The 26,947-nt window shown below is 57.6% G+C and carries 21 protein-coding genes and 1 pseudogene; 10 read left to right on the forward strand and 12 right to left on the reverse strand.

Features of this window, described 5'->3' with window-relative positions; translation table 11 throughout:
- The 3 genes and pseudogenes from K6T64_RS04465 to K6T64_RS04475 form a co-directional block, all read right to left on the reverse strand.
- Nucleotides 1-185, reverse strand: a 185-nt coding sequence (locus tag K6T64_RS04465; RefSeq protein WP_288008723.1) for a DUF4387 family protein, incomplete at its 3' end; no start/stop codon positions are given.
- Nucleotides 115-1,858 (reverse strand): annotated as a pseudogene (locus K6T64_RS04470) (ABC transporter ATP-binding protein). The gene K6T64_RS04465 and the pseudogene K6T64_RS04470, both read right to left, overlap by 71 nt.
- A gap of 29 nt (nucleotides 1,859-1,887) precedes the next feature.
- Nucleotides 1,888-3,624: an ABC transporter ATP-binding protein gene (locus K6T64_RS04475; protein ID WP_288008725.1), complete on the reverse strand. Its 1,737-nt coding sequence runs from the start codon at nucleotides 3,622-3,624 to the stop codon at nucleotides 1,888-1,890.
- 343 nt (nucleotides 3,625-3,967) lie between these two features.
- On the opposite strand from K6T64_RS04475, the gene K6T64_RS04480 reads away from it, so the two are divergent.
- The 3 genes from K6T64_RS04480 to K6T64_RS04490 are packed head-to-tail and all read left to right on the forward strand — an operon-like array spanning nucleotide 3,968 to nucleotide 8,589.
- Complete coding sequence (locus K6T64_RS04480) at nucleotides 3,968-5,269, forward strand: Y-family DNA polymerase (protein ID WP_288008727.1); 1,302 nt, start codon at nucleotides 3,968-3,970, stop codon at nucleotides 5,267-5,269.
- Entirely contained in the window at nucleotides 5,266-5,505 is a 240-nt protein-coding gene (locus tag K6T64_RS04485) for a DUF6504 family protein (RefSeq protein ID WP_100668183.1), read from the forward strand. The genes K6T64_RS04480 and K6T64_RS04485 overlap by 4 nt, the downstream gene beginning before the upstream one ends.
- A 15-nt stretch (nucleotides 5,506-5,520) precedes the next feature.
- Nucleotides 5,521-8,589 (forward strand): DNA polymerase III subunit alpha, encoded by a 3,069-nt coding sequence (locus K6T64_RS04490; protein WP_288008729.1) that lies wholly within the window; start codon nucleotides 5,521-5,523, stop codon nucleotides 8,587-8,589.
- 100 nt (nucleotides 8,590-8,689) lie between these two features.
- Here the strand turns inward: K6T64_RS04490 and K6T64_RS04495 are convergent, their stop codons facing one another.
- Both K6T64_RS04495 and K6T64_RS04500 read right to left on the reverse strand, forming a co-directional pair.
- Entirely contained in the window at nucleotides 8,690-8,824 is a 135-nt protein-coding gene (locus tag K6T64_RS04495; RefSeq protein ID WP_269148819.1) for a hypothetical protein, read from the reverse strand.
- Nucleotides 8,825-8,960: 136 nt separating this feature from the next.
- Nucleotides 8,961-9,242, reverse strand: a complete 282-nt coding sequence (locus K6T64_RS04500) for a hypothetical protein (RefSeq protein ID WP_100668185.1) — start codon at nucleotides 9,240-9,242, stop codon at nucleotides 8,961-8,963.
- Nucleotides 9,243-9,462: 220 nt separating this feature from the next.
- Here K6T64_RS04500 and K6T64_RS04505 point away from each other — a divergent pair, with 220 nt between their 5' ends.
- Nucleotides 9,463-11,442: an acetoacetate--CoA ligase gene (locus K6T64_RS04505; protein WP_288008803.1), complete on the forward strand. Its 1,980-nt coding sequence runs from the start codon at nucleotides 9,463-9,465 to the stop codon at nucleotides 11,440-11,442.
- Between the two features lie 105 nt (nucleotides 11,443-11,547).
- Here the strand turns inward: K6T64_RS04505 and serC are convergent, their stop codons facing one another.
- On the reverse strand, nucleotides 11,548-12,642 hold the full coding sequence (serC, locus tag K6T64_RS04510) for a 3-phosphoserine/phosphohydroxythreonine transaminase (protein ID WP_170085971.1): 1,095 nt from the start codon (nucleotides 12,640-12,642) through the stop codon (nucleotides 11,548-11,550).
- 265 nt (nucleotides 12,643-12,907) lie between these two features.
- Here serC and aceB (K6T64_RS04515) point away from each other — a divergent pair, with 265 nt between their 5' ends.
- The 3 genes from aceB (K6T64_RS04515) to aceA all read left to right on the forward strand — a co-directional run bounded on the left by aceB (K6T64_RS04515) (nucleotide 12,908) and on the right by aceA (nucleotide 17,724).
- The gene (aceB, locus tag K6T64_RS04515) at nucleotides 12,908-14,503 is read left to right on the forward strand and encodes a malate synthase A (RefSeq protein WP_288008732.1); all 1,596 of its coding nucleotides are present in this window, start codon (nucleotides 12,908-12,910) and stop codon (nucleotides 14,501-14,503) included.
- A gap of 293 nt (nucleotides 14,504-14,796) precedes the next feature.
- On the forward strand, nucleotides 14,797-16,401 hold the full coding sequence (gene aceB / locus K6T64_RS04520) for a malate synthase A (RefSeq protein WP_288008733.1): 1,605 nt from the start codon (nucleotides 14,797-14,799) through the stop codon (nucleotides 16,399-16,401).
- Between the two features lie 45 nt (nucleotides 16,402-16,446).
- The gene (gene aceA / locus K6T64_RS04525) at nucleotides 16,447-17,724 is read left to right on the forward strand and encodes an isocitrate lyase (RefSeq protein WP_288008735.1); all 1,278 of its coding nucleotides are present in this window, start codon (nucleotides 16,447-16,449) and stop codon (nucleotides 17,722-17,724) included.
- 22 nt (nucleotides 17,725-17,746) lie between these two features.
- Here aceA and K6T64_RS04530 read toward each other — a convergent pair whose 3' ends face one another.
- Nucleotides 17,747-18,754, reverse strand: coding sequence for a LysR family transcriptional regulator (locus tag K6T64_RS04530; RefSeq protein WP_170085973.1), 1,008 nt, complete (start codon nucleotides 18,752-18,754; stop codon nucleotides 17,747-17,749).
- Between the two features lie 232 nt (nucleotides 18,755-18,986).
- On the opposite strand from K6T64_RS04530, the gene K6T64_RS04535 reads away from it, so the two are divergent.
- The 3 genes from K6T64_RS04535 to K6T64_RS04545 all read left to right on the forward strand — a co-directional run bounded on the left by K6T64_RS04535 (nucleotide 18,987) and on the right by K6T64_RS04545 (nucleotide 22,258).
- Nucleotides 18,987-20,255, forward strand: a complete 1,269-nt coding sequence (locus K6T64_RS04535) for an ArnT family glycosyltransferase (RefSeq protein WP_288008736.1) — start codon at nucleotides 18,987-18,989, stop codon at nucleotides 20,253-20,255.
- A gap of 200 nt (nucleotides 20,256-20,455) precedes the next feature.
- The gene (locus K6T64_RS04540; protein ID WP_100668190.1) at nucleotides 20,456-21,517 is read left to right on the forward strand and encodes a YeiH family protein; all 1,062 of its coding nucleotides are present in this window, start codon (nucleotides 20,456-20,458) and stop codon (nucleotides 21,515-21,517) included.
- A gap of 192 nt (nucleotides 21,518-21,709) precedes the next feature.
- Complete coding sequence (locus K6T64_RS04545) at nucleotides 21,710-22,258, forward strand: O-acetyl-ADP-ribose deacetylase (RefSeq protein ID WP_288008737.1); 549 nt, start codon at nucleotides 21,710-21,712, stop codon at nucleotides 22,256-22,258.
- Nucleotides 22,259-22,274: 16 nt separating this feature from the next.
- On the opposite strand, the gene K6T64_RS04550 is transcribed toward K6T64_RS04545, so the two are convergent.
- Genes K6T64_RS04550 through K6T64_RS04570 form a run of 5 tightly spaced genes read right to left on the reverse strand, consistent with a single transcriptional unit; the run spans nucleotide 22,275 to nucleotide 26,946 of the window.
- The gene (locus K6T64_RS04550) at nucleotides 22,275-23,108 is read right to left on the reverse strand and encodes a dienelactone hydrolase family protein (protein ID WP_100668192.1); all 834 of its coding nucleotides are present in this window, start codon (nucleotides 23,106-23,108) and stop codon (nucleotides 22,275-22,277) included.
- Nucleotides 23,105-23,764, reverse strand: coding sequence for an MBL fold metallo-hydrolase (locus K6T64_RS04555; RefSeq protein WP_288008739.1), 660 nt, complete (start codon nucleotides 23,762-23,764; stop codon nucleotides 23,105-23,107). Before K6T64_RS04555 ends, K6T64_RS04550 begins: the two co-directional genes overlap by 4 nt.
- 32 nt (nucleotides 23,765-23,796) lie before the next feature.
- Nucleotides 23,797-24,240, reverse strand: coding sequence for a D-aminoacyl-tRNA deacylase (dtd, locus tag K6T64_RS04560; RefSeq protein WP_170099573.1), 444 nt, complete (start codon nucleotides 24,238-24,240; stop codon nucleotides 23,797-23,799).
- Complete coding sequence (locus K6T64_RS04565; protein WP_232059700.1) at nucleotides 24,240-26,459, reverse strand: RelA/SpoT family protein; 2,220 nt, start codon at nucleotides 26,457-26,459, stop codon at nucleotides 24,240-24,242. The genes dtd and K6T64_RS04565 overlap by 1 nt, the downstream gene beginning before the upstream one ends.
- Entirely contained in the window at nucleotides 26,434-26,946 is a 513-nt protein-coding gene (locus K6T64_RS04570) for an adenine phosphoribosyltransferase (RefSeq protein WP_288008741.1), read from the reverse strand. Before K6T64_RS04570 ends, K6T64_RS04565 begins: the two co-directional genes overlap by 26 nt.
- Between the last annotated feature and the right edge of the window lies 1 nt (nucleotide 26,947).

The following is a 26,947-nucleotide window of genomic DNA, read 5'->3' on the forward strand; positions in this document are numbered from 1 at the left end:
CGAAAAATGATATCGAACGTAATTTTGTCCGTCCCAGCGTTTTTGCTTCGGATCGTTTTGGCCAGATCCACCAGTTTCGCCCTGCTGCCCCCGCCCTCCCTCGGCTCTAAAGTTTTAGACCGGGGGAGGGGCCGGGAGCGGTTGTCCGGGGCCCTGCGCGAACTGACTCCGATACAGTTCGGCATAAAATCCCCCCCGGTCCAGCAGTTCCCAGTGGGTTCCCTGTTCCACCACTTGGCCTTCCTTCATCACGAGAATGATATCGGCCTCTCGAATGGTGAACAGGCGGTGGGCGATCACAAAGCTCGTTCGGCCTTTCATCAAAGCGGCCATAGCCTGCTGGATCTGGGTCTCCGTTTGGGTATCGACGCTGCTGGTGGCTTCATCCAAGATCAGGATCACCGGATCGGCCAGGAACGCCCGGGCCGTGGACACAATCTCCTCCTCGGTGGCCTTCTCCCGGCCGTAAGCGATGTTCTCCCGGATCGTGCCCTGGAACAACCAAGTTTCCTGAAGCACTATGCCGAACATCCGCCGAAGCTCGGCCCGGGGCAGGTCCCGAATATCCACGCCGTCAACGGCAATCCTTCCTGCATTAACATCGTAAAATCGCATCAACAGATTGATCACCGTGGTTTTGCCCGCTCCGGTGGGTCCGACGATCGCCACGGTCCTCCCGGGTTCCACCCGCAAGTTGAAATCGCGGATCACCAGGGACCCCGGGACATAGCCAAACTCGACCCCGGAGAACTCCACCTGCCCCCGGGGTTCACGAATGTGGACAGGCGTCGTCGCCTCAGGCGGTTCTTCCTCTTCATCTAGCAGTTCAAACACCCGCTCCGCCGAAGCCATCGTCGACTGGATGACATTCGCGATACCGGCGAGCTGAGTAATGGGCTGGGAGAACAACCGAGCGTACTGGATAAAAGCTTGGACATCGCCGATTTGAATCGCACGCCGGGTGACCAAGATCCCTCCCACCCGCTGACAAACACAAAACCGAGGTTTCCGATAAAATTCATGAAGGGCATGATGATGCCGGACATAAACTGGGCTTTCCACCCGGCCTCGTAGAGGCGCTCATTGATCCGCTCAAAGGTCTGAATCGCCTTCTCTTAGTGTCCGAAGGCCTTGACTACCGAATGTCCGGTGTACATCTCTTCCACATGCCCGTTCAGTTCCCCAAGAGCCGTTTGTTGCCCGAGAAAATACCCTTGAGACCGCCGGGCGATCATTTGGGTCACGATCAGGCTCAGGGGCAAGGTTAAGGCGACCACCACCGTCAACAGCGGACTGATACTCAACATCATGGTCACCACCCCCACGAAGGTCACCAAGGAGGTGATGCGGGTCAAACTTTGCTGAAGGGTATTGCTGATGTTGTCGAAGTCGTTGATAAACCGGCTCAGAATGTCACCATGGAGCTGGGAATCGAAAAACCGGAGGGGCAGCCGGGCGAGCTTCTCGTTTACTTCTTTTCTCAGCTCATAAACAGTCTTTGGGGCGGCCTGGGCCATCAGGACCTGCTGGACATAGGTCAAGCCCGCACTGAACACGTACAGAACGGCCAAGATCGCCAGGGTCCGTACGAGCCCCAAAAAATCCACCCCTCCACCGGGGACGCCCCGAATTTTTTGCATCACCTCTTCAAATATCGCTGTGGTGGCATCTCCGAGGATTTTGGGAGTGGCGATGTTGAACACGGTACTGAACACCGCCGCAACAACCACCACCGCCAACTGCCCGCGATAAGGGCGAAAACGGGCCAACAGCCGCAAAAAGGTCTTGCGAACTGTTTTGGCTTCTCCGTCGGCATCCCCAGGCCGCCGTGGCCGTGAAACCCTCCGACGCGGCCCATCGAGCGGCGCGCTCCCTCCCTGTGTTCGCTCACGCCAACTCCTCCTCCGATAGCTGGGATGCCGCGATCTCCCGGTACACCGGGCATGACCGTATCAGTTCCCGATGGGTCCCACGACCCACCAACCGCCCCTCGTCCAAAACGACAATTTGGTCGGCGTCCATCACCGTACTGATCCGCTGGGCGACAAGAATGACTGCCGCGTCCCGGGTCTCTTCCCGGAGGGCGGCCCGAAGCCGGGCATCGGTTCGAAAATCGAGGGCGGAAAAGCTGTCGTCGAACAGATAGATATGCGGCCGTCGCACCAAAGCCCGGGCGATGGCCAGGCGCTGCTTTTGCCCCCCGGACAGGTTAGCGCCCCCTTGGGCGATCGTCCCCCGAAAGCCACCGGGCATCTCCTCAATGAACTCGGCCGCCTGGGCCACCTCCGCCGCCCGTCGGACGTCCTCTTCCTGCGCGTCTTCCCGGCCGAAGCGGATGTTCTCCTCCACCGTCCCCGAGAACAATACAGGCTTTTGTGACACATAGCCGATTCGACTTCGCAGTGTCCGTTGGGGAATCCGGCGCACGTCCTCCCCGTCCACCCGAACCGAACCTTCCTCGACATCGTAAAAACGGAGGATCAAGTTGAGGAGGGTCGACTTCCCCGAACCGGTCCCCCCAATCACCGCCGTGACCTGGCCGGGACGGACACAGAAAGAGATATCCACCAGGGCCGGTTTTTCCGCCCCCGGATACCGGAATGTCACATGTTCGAACTCCACCGCGCACTCCCCTTGGCCGTGGGGAAGGGCCGTGGCAGTGGGCTCGGGATCTCGAATCTGGGGGACCGTATCCAGAACTTCCCGAATCCGGCCGGCAGAAGCGGAGGCCCGGGGAATGAGGAAGAAGATCATCGAGACCATCATGACGGCAAAGAGGATCTGCATGACATATTGGAGGAACGCCATCAGACTGCCCACTTGCAAATCCAGGTGGTCAATGCGCAAACTGCCGAACCACATGATTGCTAAAGTAGAAAAATTTATGATTAACATGATCAGTGGCATGAGAGCGGCCATCAACTGGTTCACCCGGATCGTGGTGTCGGTCAGATCGCGGTTAGCGGCGTCAAACCGGCGCCGTTCGTACTCCGTGCGGTTAAAAGCCCGAATCACCCGGACACCGGTGAGACTTTCCCGGAGCACCCGGTTTAACACGTCCATTTTACCTTGGATCGCCCGAAAAAGGCCCATGCCACGGCCGAGCACCACCCACAAGGCGACCCCCATCACCGGGACAACTACGACGATGACCAAGGAAAGCCGGGCATCGGTGAGGATGGCCATCACGATGCCGCCGATGGCCGAGAGCGGCGCGAGAACTATGAGGCGAAGCGCCATGTTGACGAGCATCTGAACCTGGGTAATATCGTTAGTGGTCCGGGTAATAAGAGAGGCGGTGCCAATCCGTTTGAACTCTTGTAGAGAAAATCTTTCCACCTGGGTAAACACTTGGGTGCGAAGCACCCGGCCAAAATTGGACGACACTTGGGAGGACAACCATCCCGCAGCGATAGCACAGGCCACGCCCCCTACAGCCACCGCAAGCATCCAGAGGCCAATTCGAAGGATATGTGGGACATCTCCTCGAATAATCCCCGTATCCACAATGTCCGACATGAGATTAGGCAGGTAAAGCGTGGATAGGGACTGGATAAAATTAAGCGGAAGAATTAAACCCACCGTCCCTCGGTGGGGCTTCAACAGACCAAGCAGCCGCCACATGTGCTCGCCCCCTGTGGTCACGATGTACCCAGTTGTCTGACGATAAAGATACCATACCGCAAGAAAATTGGAGATGCCGCCGACATCGATTACGGTAAATTTAACCTTTTCTTTTCCTCGAATTTCCTTCGCGTTGCTGCGAATACCCTGCCCTACTGGCTGCCCTTCGTTCTCTAATTGGCCCACATCATTGGCAGGCTGGGGAATACTTCCCGTATTTCCCCGCCGTTTTCGTCTTATCGCAAACATTTGTTTGCAATTCTTTTCCCTACCCGTTATAATAAAGAGCACCACATCAAGAGAGGGGGCTGCGGGAACCCCGTACGGGAGACCCGCACAAAAGGTGAAGAAACGCTGGGTGATCCATGCTGTGTTTGTGGGGTTAATTGCGGCTGAAGCAAAAGAAGATCGTCGGCCGGTGCTGGTTGTGCAAGATGGTCAGATCCTTGATTACAACACATCGGCGAAGGAGCTAGGAATCACTCCTTCCAAGACTTTAATAGAAGCTCTTCGGCTGGCACCGGACGCCCTCGTAGTGGATTTCCACCCGCGCCACCACCGGAAGTGGATTGATGCGATGCAGGACATCCTCCGCGGATGGACTCCGTGGTTAAAGATCGTTTCAGATCAGGAATGGTATGCCGCTTTTTATTCAGAGCATCCCCGGGAACAATGGCGGGAGTTATTTGCCCGCCTGAAGGGCCGACTCCCCGATCGAGGGTGGAGGGGATATAGCGGCCTCGCCGGCCGTCCGTCGACAGCCGAAGCCATTTCCCTGCGCATCGTCGAAGAAGGCCTGAGGGCGTTCTCCCCGCCCTCTCGCATGGCGGTGCCGCCGGTGTCCGGCGCTTGGGTCGAAGATGACGCCGAGTTTGTCCGCCACCTTCCCCTTCGGTTCTTTCGGCACATTCCACCTCAGATGAAGGAGGAGATGGAACGACTCGGCGTGCACACCGGAGAGCAGTTGACGAAGATCCCCCCCGTTTTGCTACAAAGGAGGTTTGGCCCTGAAGCTCTTACTTGGCAGCACTTTGCTGCCGGAGAGCTCGGGGATTCTTTTGTTCCCCGAGACCCCGGTAAAACCTTGTCACAAACCTGGGTAGCCCCAGCTGGGGAGGCGGTCCCGACTGAGTCGACCGAGCTTTTATTAGATCTGCTGTGTGATGCATTAGTAAAGCGACTTGAACGAGAACAAGTCGGAATCCAAGGAATCGCCATCCAGTGGACCGACGATGAAGGAAACCGGGTCTGGGAACAGCATTTGTTCCCCGAAGTTCTCGCTCATCCCGAAGGAATTCGGAGATCCGCTCGGGTATTAAACATTCGCCTTCGAAGCCGGCACCCCGAGATAACCCGAATTTCCGGGGTTCAACTCACCGCCACACACCTTCATCCCCTTCGCGGGGAACAGGTAAGCTGGCTTTTACGAGGGAACGAGTTCTACCCTCCTCTCGAATTCCGGCAACAAACATGGCGATTTTTGATCGACGAATTAGGGCAAAAGTACCCCCGCGCTCCGATTCGTTTCGGACTTTCCGTTCCCTGGCGAAATCAACGACAAGCTTGGTGGGATCCTTGGCAAAACAGCTCACAAGCGTGTGGGAGTCCGCCAAATCCAATGAAAGGCTCCCAGTTGTCCTCTTGAGCCGGCTGATCGACCGCCCCGTTGCAGTCCGGGTGAAAAAAGGCCTGCCCGATTCTTTCTCGTTCCGCGGACAAAGCCACCAGATCCTCGAAATTATCGATCAGTGGGAAGAAAGCGGAGCTTGGTGGAAAGGAGAGCCTTCCTATCGAATCTACCGCGTTCAGACGGCGGATCTTGGGGTCTTCGACCTCAAACGATACAAAGAGGAGTGGCGGTTGTACCGAATCTGGGACTGAAAGAAGGAATCACCCATGGTCCATCTTCATGCCCATTCTTACTTCTCTTTTCTCAACGGCGCCTCTGCTCCGGAGGAATTGGTAGATATCGCCTCCCAGCTGGGCATTTCGGCGATGGCCCTCACCGATCGCGATACTGTAGCGGGACTTGTTCCCTTTCACCGGGCAGCTGAACGAGTAGGCATTCGACCGATTTCCGGGGCAGAGGTCACGATGGAGGACGGTACCGTTCTAACGGTCCTCGCTGAGAACGCGAAAGGATACGCCGAACTTTGTACCCTTTTGACGAAAGCCCACCTTTCCCACCCCCGCGGAGAACCGCGGACCTTGTACCAAGATCTGGTGGAACACCGGGAAGGGCTGATCGTCCTTTCCGGTGACCGAAGGGGGCGAATCCCCTCTCTGCTCCTGCAGAAACAAAACCAGAAAGCGAGGGAGATGGCCGAATGGCTTCGAGACAGGCTCGGAAAAGATCGTTTTTTTCTTGAAATCCAAGACTCCTTCACCCCCGGTAGCCAATATTTTACAGATCAGCTATGTGAACTGGCCGATACTCTCGACATCGGCGTCACCGCCACTCACGATATTCATTACGCAAGCCCGGATCAATTTCCGATTTATGATGTGCTCACCTGTATCCGAAACCAAACGGACTTGGAGTCTCCCCACCCCGAGCGCCCGTTGAACGGGAAGGCGTATCTGTTATCGCCCGAGGAGATGAACCTGCGATTTCAGCGACGTCCCGACGCTCTTCACCGGGCGATGGAGATTGCAGAACGATGCCAGGTATCCCTGGACCTTTCCTTCCCCCGCCACCCGGCCTTTCCCCACGGTCCCGGAGATACCCCCATGGCGATCCTGAGGCGCCTCACCGAAGAAGGTGCGATTCGTCGTTACGGGTCCCTCACACCGGAGATCCGCAGGCGGTTAGAACATGAGCTTGCCATTATCGAAACCTTAGGGTATGCCGATTATTTTTTGGTGGTTTGGGATGTGGTCCAGTTCGCCCGCAAGAAAGGGATTCGTTATGCCGGAAGAGGGTCTGCCGCCGATTCGGCGGTGGCCTATTGCCTCGGCATCACCGATGTGGACGCCGCGGGGAGAGGATTATTGTTCGAGCGATTTATCAGTTTAGAGCGCGGGGAAAAACCGGATATCGATGTCGATTTCGACGCCCGGCGCCGGGATGAAGTGGCTGCTTATGTGTATAACCGGTACGGCGAAGATCACGTGGCCGCCGTGTGTACCTACCAGACGTTCCAAATCCGTTCCGCCATTCGGGAAGTGGGCCGGGTGATGGGATTTCCCCCGCCCCTGCTCGATCGCCTAGCCAAGCGAATTCCGCACATGGTGCGGGCTGGGGAATTGGGAACGGCGCTGGAACGGTTCCCAGAATTGCGAGACGCGGGAATCGAACACAAACAAGTTTGGCAGCTATTCCACCTGGTGTCCGCCCTCGTCGATATCCCCAGACATATCGGCACCCATTTAGGTGGACTGGTCATCTCCCGGGACCCCTTGACCACCGTCACCTCTTTGCAACGGTCGGCCAAAGGGGTCATCATCACTCCCTTCGACAAGCGAGCGGTGGAAGACGTGGGTTTGATGAAACTGGACCTTCTTTCTCTGCGAACTCTATCCGCAGTGGAGGATACCGTCCAGCTTCTCCACCGCGACGGAAAACCGATCGATCCGGAAGATATCCCTCTGGACGATCCGGACACGTTCGCCGCCATTGGAGAAGGGCGGACCATCGGCGTATTTCAATTGGAGAGCCCCGCCCAGCGCGCCCTGCAGGTTCGTCTCAAACCCGATCACCTCGAAGATTTGGTCGCCAGTGTAGCGCTTATCCGCCCGGGTCCGATCAAAGGCAATATGGTAGAACCATTTTTGGAACGGCGAAGGGGGAATGCGGAATTCCATTATATTCATCCCGCCTTAAAACCCATTCTGGACAAGACGTACGGGGTCATCCTTTTTCAGGAACAAGTGATCGAAATCGTCACAGCGGTGGCTGGATTTACTCCTGGTGAAGCAGACCGCCTCCGCCGGGTGATGAGCCACCACCGCTCCCTCCGGGAAATGGAGGAAATTGGGAAAATTTTTCTAGAAAAGTCCATGGCCAGGGGGGTCTCCCGAGAGACGGCGGAGCAAATCTACAACTACATCAAGGGATACGCGTCATACGGTTTTTGCGAAGCTCACGCCGCCGCCTTCGCGGCCACCGCCTACCGTACGGCCTATCTGGCTCGGCATTATCCGGCGGCCTATTATGCCGGGCTGTTGAATCAGTTTCCGATGGGATATTACCCCATCCACGTCATATGTTCGGAAGCCCGTCGAAGGGGGGTGGAGATCCTCCCCCCCGATGTCAATAACAGTGAAACGGGGTGCCGTTTAGAGAAGGGAAACATCAGACTGGGACTGAACCTCATCAAAAGCCTTCCGAGGGAGGAGGTGGCGCGAATCGTCGAGGATCGGGAACGCCAGGGTCCCTTCGCCTCTCCGGAGGAGTTTTGCCTTCGAATCCATCCATCCCGAACTTTGCTTGAAAATCTGATTCTGACCGGAGCCTTTGACCGCCTTTATCCGAATCGCCGTCAACTCCTTTGGTACCTAGAAGATCTTTTGCAACATCCAGGAGTTGATATCCATTGGACACAAATCCTTCCGCCCCCCGGAGACAGCGGAGATTTCACATTGAAAGAACGTCTTTTTCACGAATACCGATTGATCCAGGTGGGATTGTCCGGCCACCTCATGGAACTATTCCGGCCGACCCTGCGAATGCGGCGATTTTTGCCCGTGGTCGATTTGGAATCCTTTGAAGGGAAAGAGGTGTGGACGGCGGGCATCTTGGTCCGCCCCCACCGTCCGCCAACCCCATCGGGAAAAACAGTGGTATTCTTTAGCTTGGAGGATGAAACCGGCATGGTGGACGCTGTGATGTTTGAGAAAGAATATCGGCGTTCAGGAGGAGACTTATTTCGCCCTGACACCATCGCCCTTGGGGTTCACGGGACGGTGGAACGCCGCCGGGGTCATCTGCAACTCGTGGTCGACCGGGTGCGAGCTTTAATTTGAACCTCTTTTCTTGACCCTCCGACACGAAGACAAAAAGGCGGGGAGAATCCCCGCCCACGATATTCCGATCCGGTTTTTGTTTCACTCTATCCATCTGTCTTCAGTAAGCCGCCGCGCTGGCTGCGGCACCCGCCGCCGGACCGTAGCCGCCCCACGGGACGAGGAGGAAGAACAGCACAAAGATCACCAGAAACACCACAGCCCACCGAGTATAGTATCCAAACACTCCGAACATCTTGGCTCACCCCCCTCCGCACTGTCAGGAAATGCAGAATGGTGCTCCGGTGTTTGGACACCTGCCGTCACCGAAACAATTCAGGCACTCACCTGCAACCAAGCCTCACCGCACCTGGCCCTCGGCCCGGAACCTTTCATTCGTCCCCGTTCATACAGCAGCGGATCGTGTCGATCTTGTTGGTATAGCGGGCGCCACAGATTCGACAGGTCAATTCGTCCTCCAGTTCCCGTTCATCCCGAAAAATGATCACCGTACCGGGTTCAGCATCTACCGCAATCTCCCCGTTATCCGTTTTTCTCAACCGGTAAAGGGTATCCCCGTACACGAATTGAACCTTCATCATCTCTTCATCCGTTTTTCCAAGTCCCCGGTTTCGCTCGATCCATTTGTGCACCAGCTGAAATCCTGTGGTCATGTACCCCTGCCCCTTTCCCGTGGCCTTTTTGCAATTGTACTATAACAGGTCGAGAGTAGACAATACTGTTTCACGCACAATCTCGACCAAACATCGAAGGGCAGGGCGTGCCCGATCGGAACCGCCTTCCCTTCTCTCTTTGAACACGGTACAATAAATTCATCCGCCCGAGCCTCTCATCTTCGATTGATAACAAAGGCAGGTGTGAAACGTGGCCAACATGCCAGAGGGTTCCCTGCTGTGGGAAGGGTCCGAAGTCTTCAAACACAATACGAATTTATATCGTTATATGCAATGGTTGAAAGAAACACGAGGTTTGACTTTTAGTTCTTATGAGGAACTTTGGAGGTGGTCAGTGTCCGACTTGGACGCTTTCTGGACTTCGATTTGGGACTTTTTTGATATCAAGGCCTCTAAGCCCTATACCCGGGTTTTGGCATCCCGTTCCATGCCCGGCGCCCAGTGGTTCCCTGGCGCCGAACTCAACTACGCTGAACATGCTTTGCGCCACGACTCGAACGAACAACCGGCCATCCTCTTTCAATCCGAAGTCCGGCCTTTTGAGTCGGTCTCCTGGAAACAGTTGAAGGAACACGTGGCTTCGGTGGCTGCCGCCTTGCGGAATATGGGCGTACAACACGGGGATCGGGTGGTCGCCTATCTACCCAATATGCCCGAGGCCGTGATTGCCATGCTCGCCTCGGCCAGTATCGGGGCGGTTTGGTCGAGTTGTTCGCCAGATTTCGGAAGTGTCAGCGTGATCGATCGATTCCGGCAGATTGAACCGAAGGTGCTGTTTGCCATCGATGGATACCGCTACAGCGGCAAGGCTTTCGACCGCCGACCCGTGATCCAGGAGTTGCAGCAGGCACTGCCCACTTTGTCGCACACCGTCCTGGTTCCCTATCTAAACCCGGAAAGCGGCGTCGAGGGACTTTCCAACGCCCTTCTCTGGCAAGACATTCTGGGACAAAACAGCACGCTCCAGTTTGAGCAAGTCCCCTTTGATCATCCGCTATGGGTCTTGTACTCCTCCGGCACCACCGGCCTGCCGAAAGCGATCGTCCAAGGGCATGGCGGCATTCTGCTCGAACATCTGAAATCGATCGGTTTACACCTCAACCTCACTCCGGACGATCGGTTTTTCTGGTTCACCACCACCGGCTGGATGATGTGGAATGTCGTGGTGAGCGGCCTCCTGGCGGGATCCACCATCCTGCTGTACGACGGCAGTCCCGGATATCCAGACCTCAACGTCCTATGGGAGTTCGCCGAGAAGACTGGAATGACCGTTTTTGGAACCAGCGCTGGATACCTGACTTCCTGCATGAAAGCGGGAATCGAGCCAGGCCGGGACTACGATTTGTCACGCCTCGTAAGCATGGGTTCCACGGGTTCGCCGCTTCCGCCCGAAGGTTTTGAGTGGGTCTATGAGCATGTCAAAAAAGATCTGTGGCTCGCCTCGACCAGTGGAGGTACGGACGTCTGTTCTTCCTTTGTCACAGGTTGTCCGATTCTTCCGGTCTACTCCGGGGAGATTCAATGCCGCAGCCTGGGCGTAAAGGTTGAAGCCTTCGACCCCGACGGCCGGCCGGTGATCGATGAGGTCGGCGAATTGGTCATCACGGAACCAATGCCTTCTATGCCCCTCTATTTCTGGAATGATCCGGACAACGCCCGGTACCGGGACAGCTATTTCGATATGTACCCCGGTGTATGGCGCCACGGAGACTGGATTAAGATCACTCCCCGGGGCACCGCGATCATCTACGGCCGATCCGACTCCACCATCAACCGCCTGGGTGTTCGGATGGGCACGAGTGAAATCTATCGGACAGTCGAAAGCTTACCCGAGGTCATGGACAGTTTGGTCATCGATCTCGAAGGAATGGAAGGATCTTCCTTTATGCCGTTGTTTGTCGTCCTTCAAGAAGGGATCGAGTTGGACGACGGGCTTAAGAAGAAGATTCGAGACCAAATCCGAAAGAATCTCTCACCCCGCCACGTTCCGGATGAGATTTATCAAATTCGGGAAGTGCCCAGGACTTTAAACGGAAAGAAACTGGAGGTCCCGATCAAGAAAATCCTGCTGGGCACGCCGGTTCACAAGGCGGTCAACCTGGATTCTACCGCCAATCCCGATGCGGTAAACTTTTTCGTTCAACTGGCCGATCAACTCAAGGCCAAACAGAACTCTTGAGCGCCCTTAACCTGTATACCCAGCATTCGGGCGGGGCGCTGAAATGTCCCCGCCCGCATTCCGGGAGACGGAAACCCTGGTCATCCTCCACCGGCAAAACGAAGGTCAGGCGTGCTTTTTCCGAAACTCCACCATATAATCCCGCAATGCGGCGCAGTGTTCTACGGGTACCGCATTGTACAAAGAAGCTCGGCATCCACCCACCGACCGGTGACCATTTAACCCGACAAAACCCTCCGCCTTTGCACCGTCCAGGAATTCCTTCTCGAGTTCCGGTGTGGGCAATCGGAAGGTGACATTCATCAGCGACCGGCTCGTCGGTTCGGCATGGCCCAGGTAGAAATCGGGATTGTCATCGATCACTTTGTAGATCAGCCCCGCCTTTTCGCGGTTTCGGCGCTCCACTGCCTCCACCCCGCCTTGTCCTTTGACCCACTTCAACACCAGGCCCATCATGTAAATCCCGAAGGTCGGCGGAGTATTGTACAGCGAATTGTTTTTTGCGTGGGTCCGGTACTGGAGCATCGTCGGCAGATCTTCCGGCGCTCTCTCCACCATGTCTTTCCGCACAATCACCAGGGTCACCCCGGAGGGGCCCAGGTTTTTCTGGGCTCCGGCGTAAATCAGCGCAAACTGGCGGACATCGATCTTTCTGGATAAGATATCGCTGGACATATCGGCCACGAGAGGCACCGGATCGGTGTCCGGAAAACTGGCCCACTCGGTCCCGTAGATCGTGTTGTTAGACGTCACATGCAGATAGGCGCTGTCCTTGCCGAAGGAAATCTCCTCCGCCCCCGGGATGCGCCGATAATGACCGTCTTTGGTGCTGGCCGCCACAAAAGTCTCTCCGAGTCGCTGAGCCTCTTTCAATGCCTTTTCGGACCAGCTGCCGGTCAAGACGTAACCCGCCGCTTTGCCCTTCGGGAGAAAGTTCATAGGAACCATGGCAAACTGCAAACTGGCTCCGCCCTGGAGGAACAATACGTCGTACCCCTCCGGCACCCCAAGCAGCTCCCGAACGAGGGCGGCCGTTTCGTTGTGGATCGCCTCGTAGGTTTTGCTGCGGTGGCTCATCTCCATGACGGACATCCCCGTGCCCCCGAAGTCGACGAACTCCTCCCGGGCCTGCTCCAAAACCTCCAACGGAAGGGCGGCCGGCCCGGCATTAAAGTTTAACGCGCGTTTCCCCTGAGACATGATCGTCTGCTCCTTTCCACTGGCCCGCTTGTCTTTCACTATACCACTTCCCCGCACTTCCAGAACGCTTTTTCGGCCGATTTCCCGTGTCAAAATGTTTACGCTCCCCTCGCCTTCATGGTATGATGAATATAAATAGAACAGTGTTCCGTATTACAGAACACCGCGTAGTAAAAACTGTATCACGGAACAGTTCTGACACATTATTTTACTGATTGGGGAGTCCCCGGGATCCACAAAAGGGGATTCGAAGGGAGGAGAAAAGATGGCTGAGTGGCCGCAAGGGGTCGAAGTGATCGGTGAAGTGACACCGGAATACGGGGAGATTTTAACCCCAGAAGCCTTGGCGTTCGTGGCAGATCTGCACCGCCGATTTGATGACAGGCGCCGGGCATTGCTCGCCGACCGGGCCGAGCGCCAGAAGCGCCTCGACGCCGGGTGGCGCCCGGATTTTCCTGCAGAGACGGCGGAGATCCGGGCCGGGGATTGGACGGTGGGGTCGATTCCCGCCGATCTTCAGGACCGGCGGGTGGAGATCACCGGCCCGGCCGGGGACCGGAAGATGGTCATCAACGCCCTCAACTCCGGCGCCAAGGTGTTCATGGCGGATTTTGAGGACGCTAACTCTCCCACCTGGGCCAATACCGTGGGCGGACAGGTCAACCTTCGGGACGCCGTCAACCGCACCATCACGTATACCAGCCCCGAAGGGAAACACTATGCCCTTAAAGACCAGGTCGCCGTTCTCATGGTCCGGCCTCGGGGATGGCATTTGGAAGAGAAACACGTCCGGGTGGACGGCCGCCCGGTCTCCGGCGCCTTGTTTGACTTTGCCCTCTACCTGTTCCACAACGCGAAAAACCTGATCGCCCGGGGCACGGGGCCGTATTACTATCTGCCGAAGATGGAAAGTCGGCACGAAGCCCGGCTGTGGAACGATGTATTCACCTTTGCTGAAGACAGGATGCACTTTCCCGTCGGGACGATCAAAGCGACAGTGCTCTTGGAGACGATCATGGCGACCTTTGAAATGGACGAGATGCTATACGAGCTCCGGGATCACATCGTCGGCATGAATTGCGGGCGTTGGGATTACATTTTCAGTTACATCAAGCGCTTCCGGAATCAACCCGACGTGATTTTTCCCGATCGCAATCTCGTGACGATGACAGTGCCTTTTATGCGTGCCTATACTCTCTACACGATCAAAACCTGCCATCGGCGCGGAGCTTTTGCCATCGGCGGCATGGCGGCCCAGATCCCGGTGAAAAATGACCCGGCCGCGAATGAAGAGGCTTTTGCGAAAGTCCGGGCGGACAAGGAACGGGAAGCCCAGGATGGCCACGACGGCACTTGGGTGGCTCACCCCGGTCTCGTTCCCGTTGCAATGGAAGTGTTTGACCGTCTGATGCCGGGCCCGAATCAACTGAGCCGGAAACGGGAAGATGTTCACGTGACGGCGGACGACCTGCTGGCGATCCCCGAAGGGCCGATCACCGAACAGGGGCTTCGCAACAACGTAAGCGTAGGAGTCCAGTACATCGAAGCGTGGCTTCGGGGTAACGGCGCCGTTCCGATTTTCCACCTCATGGAGGATGCGGCCACGGCGGAAATCGCCCGGGCCCAGGTATGGCAGTGGATTCACCATCCGAAGGGGATTCTGTCGGATGGCCGCAAGGTGGACGCCGCGTTGTTCCGGCAGATTCTGACCGAGGAATTGCAGAAAATCAAAGAGAACCTGGGAGAGGAGCGATTCGCCCGCGGCAAGTTCGACCAGGCCGCGGCACTGTTCACAGATATGTCCCTTCGGGACGACTTTGAGGAATTCCTCACCCTTCCCGGTTACGCGTACCTGGATTGATCGGCCACTCGCCCAGTGAACTTCGTGCCCGCGGGGATTTCACCTGCGGGCATGTTTTTGTGCGCCGTTTTTTTGCGTTCACCTCTTGGCAGATCGGTCACCTGTGTTATAATAGATGCGTAAATTGATCCTGTGTTATACTTCAGATGCCGCCGGGCGCCCCGTATTAGGGCCCTGGCTGGGGAGAACCATCGGGGGTGAGGCCCGGCCGCAGGAGGAGGACTGTGCCCCTCCTGTACTATAACAGTTATTTCCTTCGATGTGTGTATCAATATACGAAAAGGAGGGACACCATGCCAGAAACCGTCGCGTACCCTGATGGCGTCCAGGTCACCGCACCTGTTGACGAATCCTTTCGGGAAATCTTGACTCCTGCGGCACTGGAGTTCGTCGCCGATCTCCACCGTCAATTCAACGGTCGGCGCCAGGCACTCCTGGCCGAAAGACAGAAGCGCCAAGCGGCCATCGACGGCGGTCAGATGCCGGATTTTCCGGCTGAGACTGCCGACATTCGCCAGGCGGATTGGACGGTGGCACCGATCCCGGCCGACCTTCTGGACCGCCGGGTGGAGATCACCGGCCCGGCTGGAGACCGGAAGATGGTCATCAACGCCCTGAACTCCGGCGCCAAAACCTTTATGGCGGATTTTGAAGACGCCAACTCCCCCACGTGGGAAAACACCGTCGGGGGTCAGATCAATCTCCGGGATGCCGTGCGCCGGACGATCCGGTACGTCAGCCCGGAAGGCAAGCGGTACGAGCTGAAGGATCGAACGGCAGTCCTGATCGTGCGGCCCCGGGGTTGGCACCTGCCGGAGAAGCACGTTTTGGTCGATGGCGAACCGATCTCCGGCGCCCTGTTTGATTTCGGCCTGTACTTTTTTCACAATGTCCGGGAGTTGCTGGAGCGGGGGACAGGGCCGTACTTTTACCTTCCCAAAATGGAAAATCGCTTCGAGGCCCGCCTGTGGAACGATGTGTTCAATGTGGCCCAAGATCGCCTGGGGATTCCCCGGGGCACCATCAAAGCCACGGTGTTGATCGAGACAATCCTCGCGGCCTTCGAGATGGACGAGATCCTGTATGAACTCCGGGATCACGCCGCTGGACTCAATTGCGGCCGGTGGGACTACATCTTTAGCTTCATCAAACGCTTTCGGAACCGCCCCGAGGTGATTCTGCCGGACCGCGGCTTGGTGACCATGACCGCGCCTTTCATGCGGGCTTACACGCAGTTGACGATTAAGACCTGTCACCGTCGCGGGGCGATGGCCATCGGGGGGATGGCCGCGCAGATCCCGGTCAAAAACGATCCGGCCGCCAACGAAGAGGCCTTCGCCAAGGTGCGGGCGGACAAGGAGCGGGAAGCGACAGATGGCCACGATGGGACCTGGGTGGCCCATCCCGGGCTGGTGCCTGTGGCAATGGAAGTCTTTGACCGGTTGATGCCCACGCCGAACCAACTGGATCGCAAGCGGGAAGACGTACACGTTTCGGCGGCCGACCTCATCCAGGTACCCGAGGGGCCGATCACCGAGCAGGGCTTGCGCACCAACATCAGTGTGGGGATTCAATATATCGAAGCCTGGCTGCGGGGATCCGGAGCCGTGCCGATTTTTAACTTGATGGAAGACGCGGCCACGGCGGAGATCTCTCGGGCCCAGGTCTGGCAGTGGATCCGCCACCCCCGCGGGGTGCTGGAGGACGGGAGAAAGGTCACGGTGGAGTTGTTCCGTCAAGTCTTGGACGAGGAGTTGAACAAGATCAAGGCGGAGCTGGGAGAAGACCGATTCGCCGGTGGACGGTACTCGGAAGCCGCCGAACTGTTCAGCCGCTTGACCACCAGCGATTCCTTCGCCGAATTTTTAACCTTGCCCGGGTACGATTTGATCGATTGACTAACCGGATCAGGAATATTTTCACAAGGGAAAGGATGTTCGCCGATGATCGACAAGCAAGAAGCGGAAGCGTTGCAACGCAGTTGGGAAACAGATCCCCGGTGGAAAGGGATCGTTCGGACCTATTCGGCGGAAGATGTGCTACGGCTTAGGGGCTCGATTCGAATCGAGCACACCCTGGCCCGGATGGGAGCCGAGCGCCTGTGGCATCTGCTCCATACGGAGCCTTACGTTCCCGCCCTGGGGGCTTTGACCGGGAATCAAGCGGTGCAACAGGTCAAAGCCGGACTCAAAGCAATCTACCTGAGCGGCTGGCAGGTGGCGGCGGACGCCAATCTCGCCGGGCAGATGTATCCGGATCAGAGCTTGTACCCCGCCAACAGCGTTCCCCACGTGGTTAAACGGATCAACCAGGCTCTGCAACGGGCGGATCAGATCCACCACATGGAGGGCAAAGATGATATCTACTGGTTTGCGCCCATCGTGGCAGACGCCGAGGCTGGATTCGGGGGGCCGCTGAACGTTTATGAGCTGATGAAAGCGATGATCGAGGCGGGAGCGGCGGGCGTCCACTTTGAAGATCAGTTGGCCGCCGAGAAAAAGTGTGGCCATATGGGAGGCAAGGTCCTGATCCCTGCTTCCCAGGCTATCCGGAATTTGACCGCGGCCCGGTTGGCGGCGGACGTGATGGGGGTGCCGACGATTTTGGTGGCCCGGACCGACGCGTTGGCGGCCACGATGATCACCAGCGACATCGACCCGCGGGATCAAGGATTTATCACTGGCGAACGCACCTCCGAAGGATTCTACCGGGTGCGCAACGGGCTGGAGGCGGCCATCGCCCGGGGACTCGCCTATGCTCCGTACGCGGACATGATCTGGTGCGAAACCTCGGAGCCGAACCTCGAAGAGGCGCGCCTGTTCGCCGAGGCGATTCATGCAAAATTCCCGGGCAAGCTGTTGGCTTACAATTGTTCGCCGTCCTTTAACTGGAAGCGGAAACTGGACGACGCCGCCATCGCCGACTTCCAGAAAAAGTTGGGACAGATGGGATACAAGTTCCAATTCGTCACCCTGGCTGGTTTCCACGCCCTCAATTTCAGCATGTTCGATCTGGCGCGGCAGTACAAAGAGCGCGGCATGGCCGCCTACGCCGAGCTGCAACAGCGGGAATTCGCCGCCGAAGTGCACGGGTACACGGCGACCAAACACCAGCGGGAGGTCGGAGCCGGGTATTTTGACGAGGTGAGCATGGTCATCTCCGGGGGGACTTCCTCCACCACGGCGCTCACCGGTTCCACCGAAGAGGAGCAGTTCGTCTAAAATCTCCCTGGCCACAAAACTTTCACCCGCCCTGGCCATCATTCGGCCCAGGGCGGGCCTCCTTTTCGATGCCGGCGCGTTTCATGATGGGCGTGCATCCGCCCTCCTGAATCTCATTCTCCCATCGGCTGGTGCCAAATCGACGAATGGTCTCCGATTCCTCCCGCAAAACGGCAATAAAATGATCCACGGCCCGGATGTGATAACGGGTGCGATGGAGCACGGCAGAGAACGTGCGAAGAATCGGAAACTCGTGAAGTCGCAGGGTTTTCAAGGTCCCCAAGCGGATTTCTTTGACGACGGTCCACGTCGAAAGCAAGGAAACCCCGAGGCCGGCCTCCACCGATTCTTTGATGATTTGCGTGCTCCCGAGTTCCACGAGGGCCGCAGGAACAAGTCCCGTTGCCGAGAACATTTTATCGGCCGCCTCCCGGGTTCCGGAGCCATGCTCGCGCAGAATCCACCTTTCCCCAGCCAACTCCTCCGGCGTCGCTTCAGCGCGGCCAGCCAGCCGGTGGCTGGCGGGAACGACGACGCGAAGCTCGTCTTCAAAAAGGGGCAACACCTCCAGATCTGAATGATGCAGCCCCCCTTCCACAATCCCCACATCCTGTTCTCGCCGCAGGATGGCCTCGGCCACTTGAGAGGTATTCTCGATAGTGATCGCCACAGATACCTTGGGGTAACGCTTACAGAATTGTGCCAGAATCCGGGGAAGGACATACTCTCCAAAGGTATAGCTCGCCCCGATGGCGAGATGGCCCCCTTCCCCTTGCACCAGGTCGTCCATAATCAGGCCGAGTTCTCGATAGGACTCGAGGATCTCTTCGGCCCGGTCCAGGAGAATTTCCCCAGCCCGGGTCAATCGCACGGTCCGGTTGGTGCGTTCCAAAAGCTTGACGCCAAACTTCTGTTCAAGAGCTTGGATCTGCAGGCTGACAGCTGGTTGAGTCATGTGAAGGGCTTCGGCGGCCCGGGAAAAATTACGAGTCTTGGCCACGGTCGCGAAGATCAGCAGAGAATGATCCATGGGAGACGCCTCCAACCCGTGATAAGTTCCTCCAATACTTTCACCTTAGCGGGATTGATTCGGCTTATCCATACACCGGGGGGTAGGAGTGGCAAGGAGTTCCTGACGATTTACCGAAATTCTGGAGGAAAAGCGGTATCCTTTAGGTACAATTCCGCGGCAAACTTGACTACAATTCAAATCAGTGTATGAGAACGGTAATCCGATTTCGATCGACGGGAGGGATCAGTCGATGATTCGATGGCCGCGATGGATCGGATGGGTCATCCTGCTAGCATTCGTCCTCCGAATCACCGCCTTAATGACGTACGGTTTGAGCCTCACGCTCCACAGCGATGATCAAGGGTATGTTCACAGTGCGATCCGACTCCTGCAAACTGGCACCTTGACCTACCGGGGCCCCTCCGAGCCCGCGCGATTCGAACTCGACCCGACGGTGAAAATCATGCCGGGACAGCCATTTTTGTTAGCCGCGATCTTCTGGTTGTTCGGAACGGGAACCATCGGTGTGTATGCTGCTAAAATCGCCACGATCCTCATCGGCCTGGCCGGGATCTATGGGATTTATTTGCTGGGGCGGTATTGTTTCGGCGAGGCGGCGGGTTTGATAGCGGCGCTTTTGTTAGCCGTCTCGGTTGAGCAGATTTTAACCGATAATTTGTTGTTAACGGAAACCCCATTTATGACGAGTCTGATCTATTTGGTGTACTTTTCGGTGAAACTGGCGTCAAAACGCAAACCGGTGTATTTTTATGCCTTGTTGTTCTTTTACCTTGTTGCGCTTTTCTTCAAAGCCACGGTCGCCCTGTATCCGCTGGTGTTGTTCGTGTATCTGCTGTTCAAAAGGTACCCTTTTCCTCTAATGATTCGCCAGGCGGCCATAGCCCTTGTCGCGATTCTTGTCGTTCTCGGGCCGTGGTGGGTGCGCAATTATGTCCATTATCATCAGTTTATCCCCCTGACCGCCGGCGATGGGAATCCCCTGTTAATGGGGACGTACCAAGGTGTGGGGTACCCGAACCACGAGCCTTTGTCCGCCCTCCTTCAGCGTCTCCAGACCGAATACCCGAACGCCGATTCTTTCACGTGGATGCAAGTCCAAAAAGAAGTGGCCGTGGAACGACTGCGGGAGTGGTGGCAAAGCAGCCCCGGGTCTCTCCTGTACAGCTATCTGCTTCGCAAACCGATCATCTTGTGGGGCGGAACGTTTTACTGGATCGAGATTTTCAGAATTAGCCCGGAGACGGTGGTGGTCCTCCACCATTTGGCAGTGGTCGGCGGGGTGGCAGGCGGACTTCTCTATCTGGCGCTCAACCGGCACAATCGTGGGGAAATGCTTTTCATCGCCATGGTGCTCGGGTATTTTACAGTTGTGTACAGCGTCTACTTTGTATTTGGACGCTACAATGTCGCCGAGATGCCGTTAGTGTTTCTGGGAATCGGGGCCGGGGCTGTTGCCGTCCGGAGGTGCGTGCGAATATGGGGTCATCCCTCCCAATAGGTTGCTGCGAGAGTGGAGCGGGGGCGTGGTGACATTGGCGGGACGGAAGCTTCGGGTGATGTCGAGATAGACACCTATTATTTTCATTTTATAATAATATAAATACATCAATCGGATAAAAACAATTTATTTTACTTATTGAATCTCCTCGCGTATTCTGGAGAGCGATCGAATCATCCACAAGAACAGGGGGGACGAAAGTGAACGAAGCAAAATCGATCGCCGCGGACCACGCGACCGGAGCGGATTCCCACAGACCATTTTACCGGCGCATACCGAGGTCTTTGCAGCCAACGGGTCGATTGGTAGCAGGCGTGCTTTTTACCTTTGCCGTGGCGGCGGCGGGCACGGCGCTCGCGGAACTACCCGGATTAAGCCGTCTCGGACCGATGGTCCTGGCGATCCTCCTGGCGGTCATTTACCGACAGGTGGCAGGATACCCCGTGTTCTTGGTCAGCGGGATCCAATTCTCTTCTAAAGTTCTGCTGCGATTGGCCATTATTCTGTACGGGTTTCGGGTGAACATCGCCATGATCGCCCATCAGGGATGGCACATGATCCTACAAGATTTGGCAAGCGTGGTTCTCGCCATTGCCCTGACCGCTCTTTTTGCCCGCTGGTTTCGGGCGGATGGCCGTCTGTCTTTTCTCCTCGGGGTGGGCACGGGGGTTTGCGGGGCGGCGGCCATCGCCGCTGTCGCGCCACTGTTGAAATCCCGAGACGAAGATACGGCAGCCGGAGTGGGGCTTGTGGCCTTGATTGGAACGGTTTTTACCATCGCGTATACGGTGATTCGGCCTTGGCTGCCCATCAGCGATCTCCAGTTTGGCCTCTGGGCCGGTTCCAGTTTACACGAGATCGCCCATGTGGCCGCGGCTGCGGCTCCCGCCGGGCAGGGCGCCCTGGCGGAGGCGATCCTGGCCAAACTCGGGCGGGTGGCGCTCCTGGTGCCCTTGTCCCTGGTACTGCTCGGGTGGCTGAGCCGCCGGGGCAGATCGACAGACCGGGCGGCATTTACTTTTCCATGGTTTCTCCTCGGTTTTGTCGCCACGAGCGTGATCACCACCTACGCGCCCTTGACGCCTGCGTTTTTGAACGCCGTGTCGGCTGTGGCGTCCTGGCTCCTCACCGCGGCCATGGTGGGACTGGGGCTGAATGTGGAGTTGCGGCAGTTGCTCGGTCGGGCGGCCCGGCCCCTGGGGGCGATGCTCATGGCCTCGGTGGTGCTGTCCTTGGTCGCCTACTGGTTGACCGTGTTATAATCGAAAGGGTGGGACCGCGCTGCATCAATAGGGAAAGCGAGTTTCCCATTCTCGAAAACGCGACAACCAAGATTCCAGGATGATCGGAGGACGCAGGGGATACCCCCATTCTTCGCGGCAATGGGGGTATCGCCCATCGATGATGGCGGAGCGCGTCCTGTCAGAATTTAGGGAAAGGGGCGGGGTCGTGCGATGTGGATTCGGTCACTGGGAGATCGCCTGATCCGGTTGCACCAAGGGGACATTACGAAGCTAGCCGTTGATGCCATTGTCAATGCGGCGAATTCTTCGCTGCTCGGCGGAGGTGGTGTGGACGGGGCCATCCACCGGGCTGCGGGGCCGGAGTTGCTTGAGGAGTGCCGAACACTCAAGGGATGCCCCACCGGCCAGGCGAAGATCACGAAGGGGTATCGCCTCCCGGCCGCCCATGTCATCCACACCGTGGGGCCGATTTGGCGAGGGGGTTCCGCTGGAGAGGCTGAACTTTTACGATCGTGTTATGTAAACTCTTTGTCCCTCGCCGATGCCCACGGTCTGAAGAGTATCGCCTTTCCCGCCATCAGCACGGGGGTCTATGGGTATCCAAAAGAAGAAGCGGCCACCATCGCCATCAGCACGGTGGCCGAGCACTTACCCGGCAAGTCGAGTGTGAGGGAAGTTGTCTTTGTTTTGTATTCCGAGGCGGACTACAGGCTATATGAACGGAAAGCCGCCCAGCTATTGGGCCGGGAGAGGCAGTAAGCCTCTTTCCGTCACCTCAGCTGTGTTTCCCCCACAGCACTTTGCGGAAGAACTCCAGCGTCCGCACCCAGGCATCCATGGCCGCCTCGACGTGGTACGCGCCCCGCGTGTCGTTGAAAAAGGCGTGCTTCGCACCCGGGTACACGTGCGCCTCCCACGCTTTCCCGTTTCGCTGCATGACCTCGGTAAAGTCCGGAACCTGACCGGTGATCCCCGGATCCAACTCGGCAAAAAACCCGATCATCGGGCACTGGATTCCCTTGGCCGTCTCGGCGTCCGGCAACCGCCCGTAGTTCACCACCGCTCCCGCCAGGTCCCGCCGCCGGGCCGCCAACCGGGCGGACAGCGCCCCGCCCATACAATACCCCACCGAAGCCACGGGTTTTCCCCGAGACGCTTCAAACCCGGCAAGATGCGAAACCAAGCCGTCGAGGATTTCGGCATAAGTCTCCATATTCGAAGCCATCCCGCCAAACAGCGCCTGGAGGGTCTCGGCGATCTCGGTGCGCGACGGCTCGGGCAGCCGCCCCAGCGCCTCGTCTCGTTTCTCCGGGCTGCCCCAGGCCTCAGGTGGAAGCGTGTCCAAAAACTCTTTCACCGCTTCAATCCGCTCCTCCGCCATCGCCGGGGGACGCGCACCATCGGCGGCATAGAGGTCCGGGGCCACCGCGAGATACCCGGCCTTGGCGAACCGCTCGGTCATATCCCGGATGTGACCATCCACACCCCAGATCTCCTGAATAACCACCACCACAGGCAGAGGCAAGGTCGCCCGTTCCAGCCATACGGCATACCCCCGCCGCCGGGCACCGGCTGCCGACCATTCGATCCATTCCTTATGTAAACTCACCGCACGCCCTCCTCATCCCGCAAAAATGGATTGTACCGGCGCTCGTCACCGATCGTGGAGTCCTCCTCGTGGCCCGGATAGATCACCGTGTCATCCTCGTAGGGCAAGAGCGACTTTCGGATCGAAGCCAGCAGGACCTCGTAGCTGCCCCCGGGAAAATCCGTCCGGCCGATGGACCCGGCAAACAACGTATCCCCGGTAAAAACGACCTTCGGGCGAATCGAGGCCCCCTGGGGCGCGATGTCCAGGCAGACTCCCCCAGGCGTGTGACCCGGGGTGTGAAGAACCTTGACCATCAGCCCCCCGATCTCAAGAACATCTCCGTCTTTTAAACGGTGCTCCGCAGGTCGACAGACCACCGGCCGACCCATGAAAGCCGAGAGGTTTTTGGCGGGGTCTGTGAGCATCTCGGCATCCGCTTCGTGGACGTACACCGGTGCTCCGGTGCGCTCCCGGAGCGCTTCCAAGCCCATGAGATGATCCGCGTGGCCGTGGGTGAGAAGAATAGCCCGAACGACCAATCCTCGTTTTTGAAGGTACTCCTCGATGGGTTCGATCGAGCCTCCGGGGTCGATCACCACCGCGCCGCCGTCTCCCCCGGAGACAATATAGCAGTTTGTGCCCATCTCATTGATCACCAGCCGCTCGACCCGCACTCCCCTTCCTCCTTTCCTGGCAGCCGAAACATTCAGACCCTGCTGTCCAACCATAACGTCACAGGCCCGTCATTTACCAGCTCCACGTCCATGTGGGCTCCGAAAACGCCCGTCTCCACCCTCACCCCCTTCTCCCGGAGGTGGGCGTTCACCCGCTCATACAGAGGCAGGGCTGTCTCCGCCGGCGCGGCCCCTGTAAAATCTGGCCGCCGCCCTTTCCGGCAATCCCCGAGGAGCGTAAACTGGGACACCGACAAGACCGCGCCCCCCACATCCAGAACCGATCGCCCCATTTTCCCCGCATCGTCCGGAAAAACCCGGAGCCCAGCCAACTTCTCCGCCAGCCAAACCGCGTCCGCCTCCCCATCCTGCCTGGAGACGCCGATGAGCACCAGGAGCCCCTTGCCAATGTGGGCCACCCTTTCGCCTTCCACCCGCACCTCGGCCCGGGAGACCCGTTGTACCACCGCCCGCACTACTGAACCACCCGCCGCACTGTGTAAATATCTCGAATCCGCTTAATCCTCTCGATCACCGTGTGCAGATGATCGACGTTCCGGATATTGAGGCTCAGGTGAATGATCGCCATCTTGTGCTGGTCCGCCCTTCCGTTTACCGCCGTGATATCGGTCTTGGTCTCCGCCACGGCGTTCATCACGTCATTAATGAGACCGCACCGGTCAAGCCCCGTCACCTCAATCTCCACATTGTAGGAAATCTCCGGAGAACTTTCCCAGGACACATCAATCATGCGGCCCTCGGACTGGGACAGCTGTTTCAAATTCGGACAGTTCGCCCGGTGGACCGACACGCCCCTTCCCCGGGTCACGTAACCCACAATTTCATCCCCAGGGACCGGGTTACAACACCGGGCAAAGCGCACCAGCAGGTTATCCACCCCTTTTACCCGGATTCCCGAGCTCGATTTATCCCCTTTGCGCTCCCGGCCGTCCCCGGGTATGAGAGCTGGGGTGCTGCGCTCATCCTTGCGCAGCCGCTCCAGCACCCGACCGACCGCCTGCTGGGCCCCCACGGCGCCGTATCCCACGGCCGCCCACAGATCTTCAGCCTTGCTGTAATGGAGTTTCTCCCCAGTTTCTTGCCAAACCGCTTCGGGAACGTCGGCCCATTCGATCCCGTGTTTCTTCAACTCCCGCTCCAGGAGTTCCTTCCCTTTTCCGACGTTCTCCTCCCGATGCTCTTTTTTAAACCACTGGCGGATCCGGCTCTTGGCCTGGGACGATTTTACAATCTTAAGCCAATCTCGACTGGGGCCGTAACTGTGCTTGGAGGTCAATATTTCCACAATGTCCCCGGTTTTCAACCGATAATCCAAGGGCACAATGCGGCCGTTCACCCGGGCGCCCACACACCGGTTTCCGATATCCGTGTGGATCCGGTAGGCAAAATCGATGGGCACCGAGCCCGTGGGCAGGGCCACCACATCCCCTTTGGGGGTGAAGACAAACACTTCATCGGAGAACAGATCGACTTTCAACGTCTCCATAAAATCCTGGGCATCGCGAAAATCTTGTTGCCATTCGAGAATCTCCCGAAACCAAGCGAGTTTCTGCTGAAAGGAAGGATCGGAGGTCCGTCCGCCTTGCTTGTAGAGCCAGTGGGCGGCGATCCCGTACTCCGCCGTGCGGTGCATCTCCCAGGTGCGGATCTGGATCTCCAGGGGCTCTCCTTGGGGGCCGACAACGGTGGTGTGGAGGCTTTGGTACATGTTGGGTTTTGGCATCGCAATGTAATCCTTGAACCGGCCCGGCAAAGGGCGCCACAACGTGTGCACAACGCCAAGAATCGCGTAACAGTCTTTAATGTTGTCGACAATCACCCGAACTGCCAGTAAGTCATAAATTTCGCCAAACTGCTTATTCTGGTTGACCATCTTTCGATATACACTGTAGATGTGTTTCGGCCGACCGGAAATGTCCGCTTTAATGTTCAGCTCAACGAACTTTTCTTTTAACGTGTCGATGACCTTTTGGATGTACGCTTCCCGTTCCCGGCGCTTCTTGGTCATCAGATTGGCGATGCGATAGTATTGCTGAGGATTCAGGTAGCGCAACGCAAGGTCTTCCAGCTCCCACTGAATCCGGGAGATACCAAGCCTGTGGGCAAGGGGTGCAAAAATCTCCAAAGTCTCCTTCGCGATCCGCATCTGCTTCTGTTCGGGAACGTGGCGAAGGGTCCGCATGTTGTGAAGCCGGTCCGCCAGTTTAATCAGAATCACCCGGATATCTTTGGCCATCGCCAAAAGCATCTTCCGCAGGTTCTCCGCCTGCTGCTCCTCCCGGGTGGCGTACTGAATGCGGCGCAACTTCGTCACGCCGTCCACCAAGGCCACCACTTCCGGCCCGAACCGCTTCCCGATCTCCTCCAACGTCACTGGCGTATCTTCGACCACATCATGCAACAGCGCAGCCGTCAACGTCGTTCCATCGAGATGGAGGTCGGCCAGGATCTCCGTTACGGCGATGGGGTGAAGGATGTAATCTTCCCCAGAGCTGCGTTTCTGACCCGCATGCGCCGCTTTGGCCAAGGCGAAGGCCTCGCGCAAACGCGCAATCTCCCCTTCTTCGGCATAGCCGCGCACTTTCTCGCAAAGAAGATCGAAGGCCCGCTCCGCCGGATCCGGTTTTCTCGGGGCCGTTTCGGCCGACTCAATACTGGACAAGTGATAGGACATTGTAGCCGGCGAGTTTCGCCCGTCCCTCCAACTCGGTCAATTCAATAAGAAAAACACAGCCGACCACCGCCGCCCCCAGCTGCTCCACCAACCGAATCGTCGAGCGAATGGTGCCGCCGGTAGCCAGAAGATCATCCGCCACCAACACCCGCTGCCCCGGCCGCAACGCGTCTTTGTGAATATCCAGGCGATCACTTCCATATTCCAAATCATACACCACGGAAACTGTCTCCGCAGGCAACTTGCCCGCTTTGCGCACCGGAACAAAACCCAATCCCATGGCGTATGCCACGGGGGCACCGATGACGAATCCCCGGGCCTCGGGACCCACGACGATCTCAGGCGCCAAGGGCCGGGCCAGGGAAACCAGGGAGTCGATGGCGGCCCGGTATGCCCGTCCATCCTTTAACAGAGGCGTGATGTCTTTAAACGACACCCCCGGTTGTGGGAAATCAGGGATGACCCGAATGTGCAACTGAAAATCCATC

The sequence above is a fragment of the Kyrpidia sp. genome (assembly GCF_023512215.1).
Lineage (GTDB): Bacteria > Bacillota > Bacilli > Kyrpidiales > Kyrpidiaceae > Kyrpidia > Kyrpidia spormannii.

What these genes read in the sequence shown, in the direction of transcription:
- K6T64_RS04535 (WP_288008736.1), top strand. Translation starts at nt 18,987, where the DNA reads ATGATTCGATGGCCGCGATGGATCGGATGGGTCATCCTGCTAGCATTC.
- K6T64_RS04500 (WP_100668185.1), bottom strand. Translation starts at nt 9,242, where the DNA reads ATGACCACAGGATTTCAGCTGGTGCACAAATGGATCGAGCGAAACCGG.
- K6T64_RS04565 (WP_232059700.1), bottom strand. Translation starts at nt 26,459, where the DNA reads ATGTCCTATCACTTGTCCAGTATTGAGTCGGCCGAAACGGCCCCGAGA.
- aceB (WP_288008733.1), top strand. Translation starts at nt 14,797, where the DNA reads ATGCCAGAAACCGTCGCGTACCCTGATGGCGTCCAGGTCACCGCACCT.
- K6T64_RS04505 (WP_288008803.1), top strand. Translation starts at nt 9,463, where the DNA reads ATGCCAGAGGGTTCCCTGCTGTGGGAAGGGTCCGAAGTCTTCAAACAC.
- K6T64_RS04570 (WP_288008741.1), bottom strand. Translation starts at nt 26,946, where the DNA reads ATGGATTTTCAGTTGCACATTCGGGTCATCCCTGATTTCCCACAACCG.
- K6T64_RS04545 (WP_288008737.1), top strand. Translation starts at nt 21,710, where the DNA reads ATGTGGATTCGGTCACTGGGAGATCGCCTGATCCGGTTGCACCAAGGG.
- aceB (WP_288008732.1), top strand. Translation starts at nt 12,908, where the DNA reads ATGGCTGAGTGGCCGCAAGGGGTCGAAGTGATCGGTGAAGTGACACCG.
- K6T64_RS04530 (WP_170085973.1), bottom strand. Translation starts at nt 18,754, where the DNA reads ATGGATCATTCTCTGCTGATCTTCGCGACCGTGGCCAAGACTCGTAAT.
- K6T64_RS04475 (WP_288008725.1), bottom strand. Translation starts at nt 3,624, where the DNA reads ATGTGGCGGCTGCTTGGTCTGTTGAAGCCCCACCGAGGGACGGTGGGT.
- K6T64_RS04490 (WP_288008729.1), top strand. Translation starts at nt 5,521, where the DNA reads ATGGTCCATCTTCATGCCCATTCTTACTTCTCTTTTCTCAACGGCGCC.
- K6T64_RS04495 (WP_269148819.1), bottom strand. Translation starts at nt 8,824, where the DNA reads ATGTTCGGAGTGTTTGGATACTATACTCGGTGGGCTGTGGTGTTTCTG.
- serC (WP_170085971.1), bottom strand. Translation starts at nt 12,642, where the DNA reads ATGTCTCAGGGGAAACGCGCGTTAAACTTTAATGCCGGGCCGGCCGCC.
- aceA (WP_288008735.1), top strand. Translation starts at nt 16,447, where the DNA reads ATGATCGACAAGCAAGAAGCGGAAGCGTTGCAACGCAGTTGGGAAACA.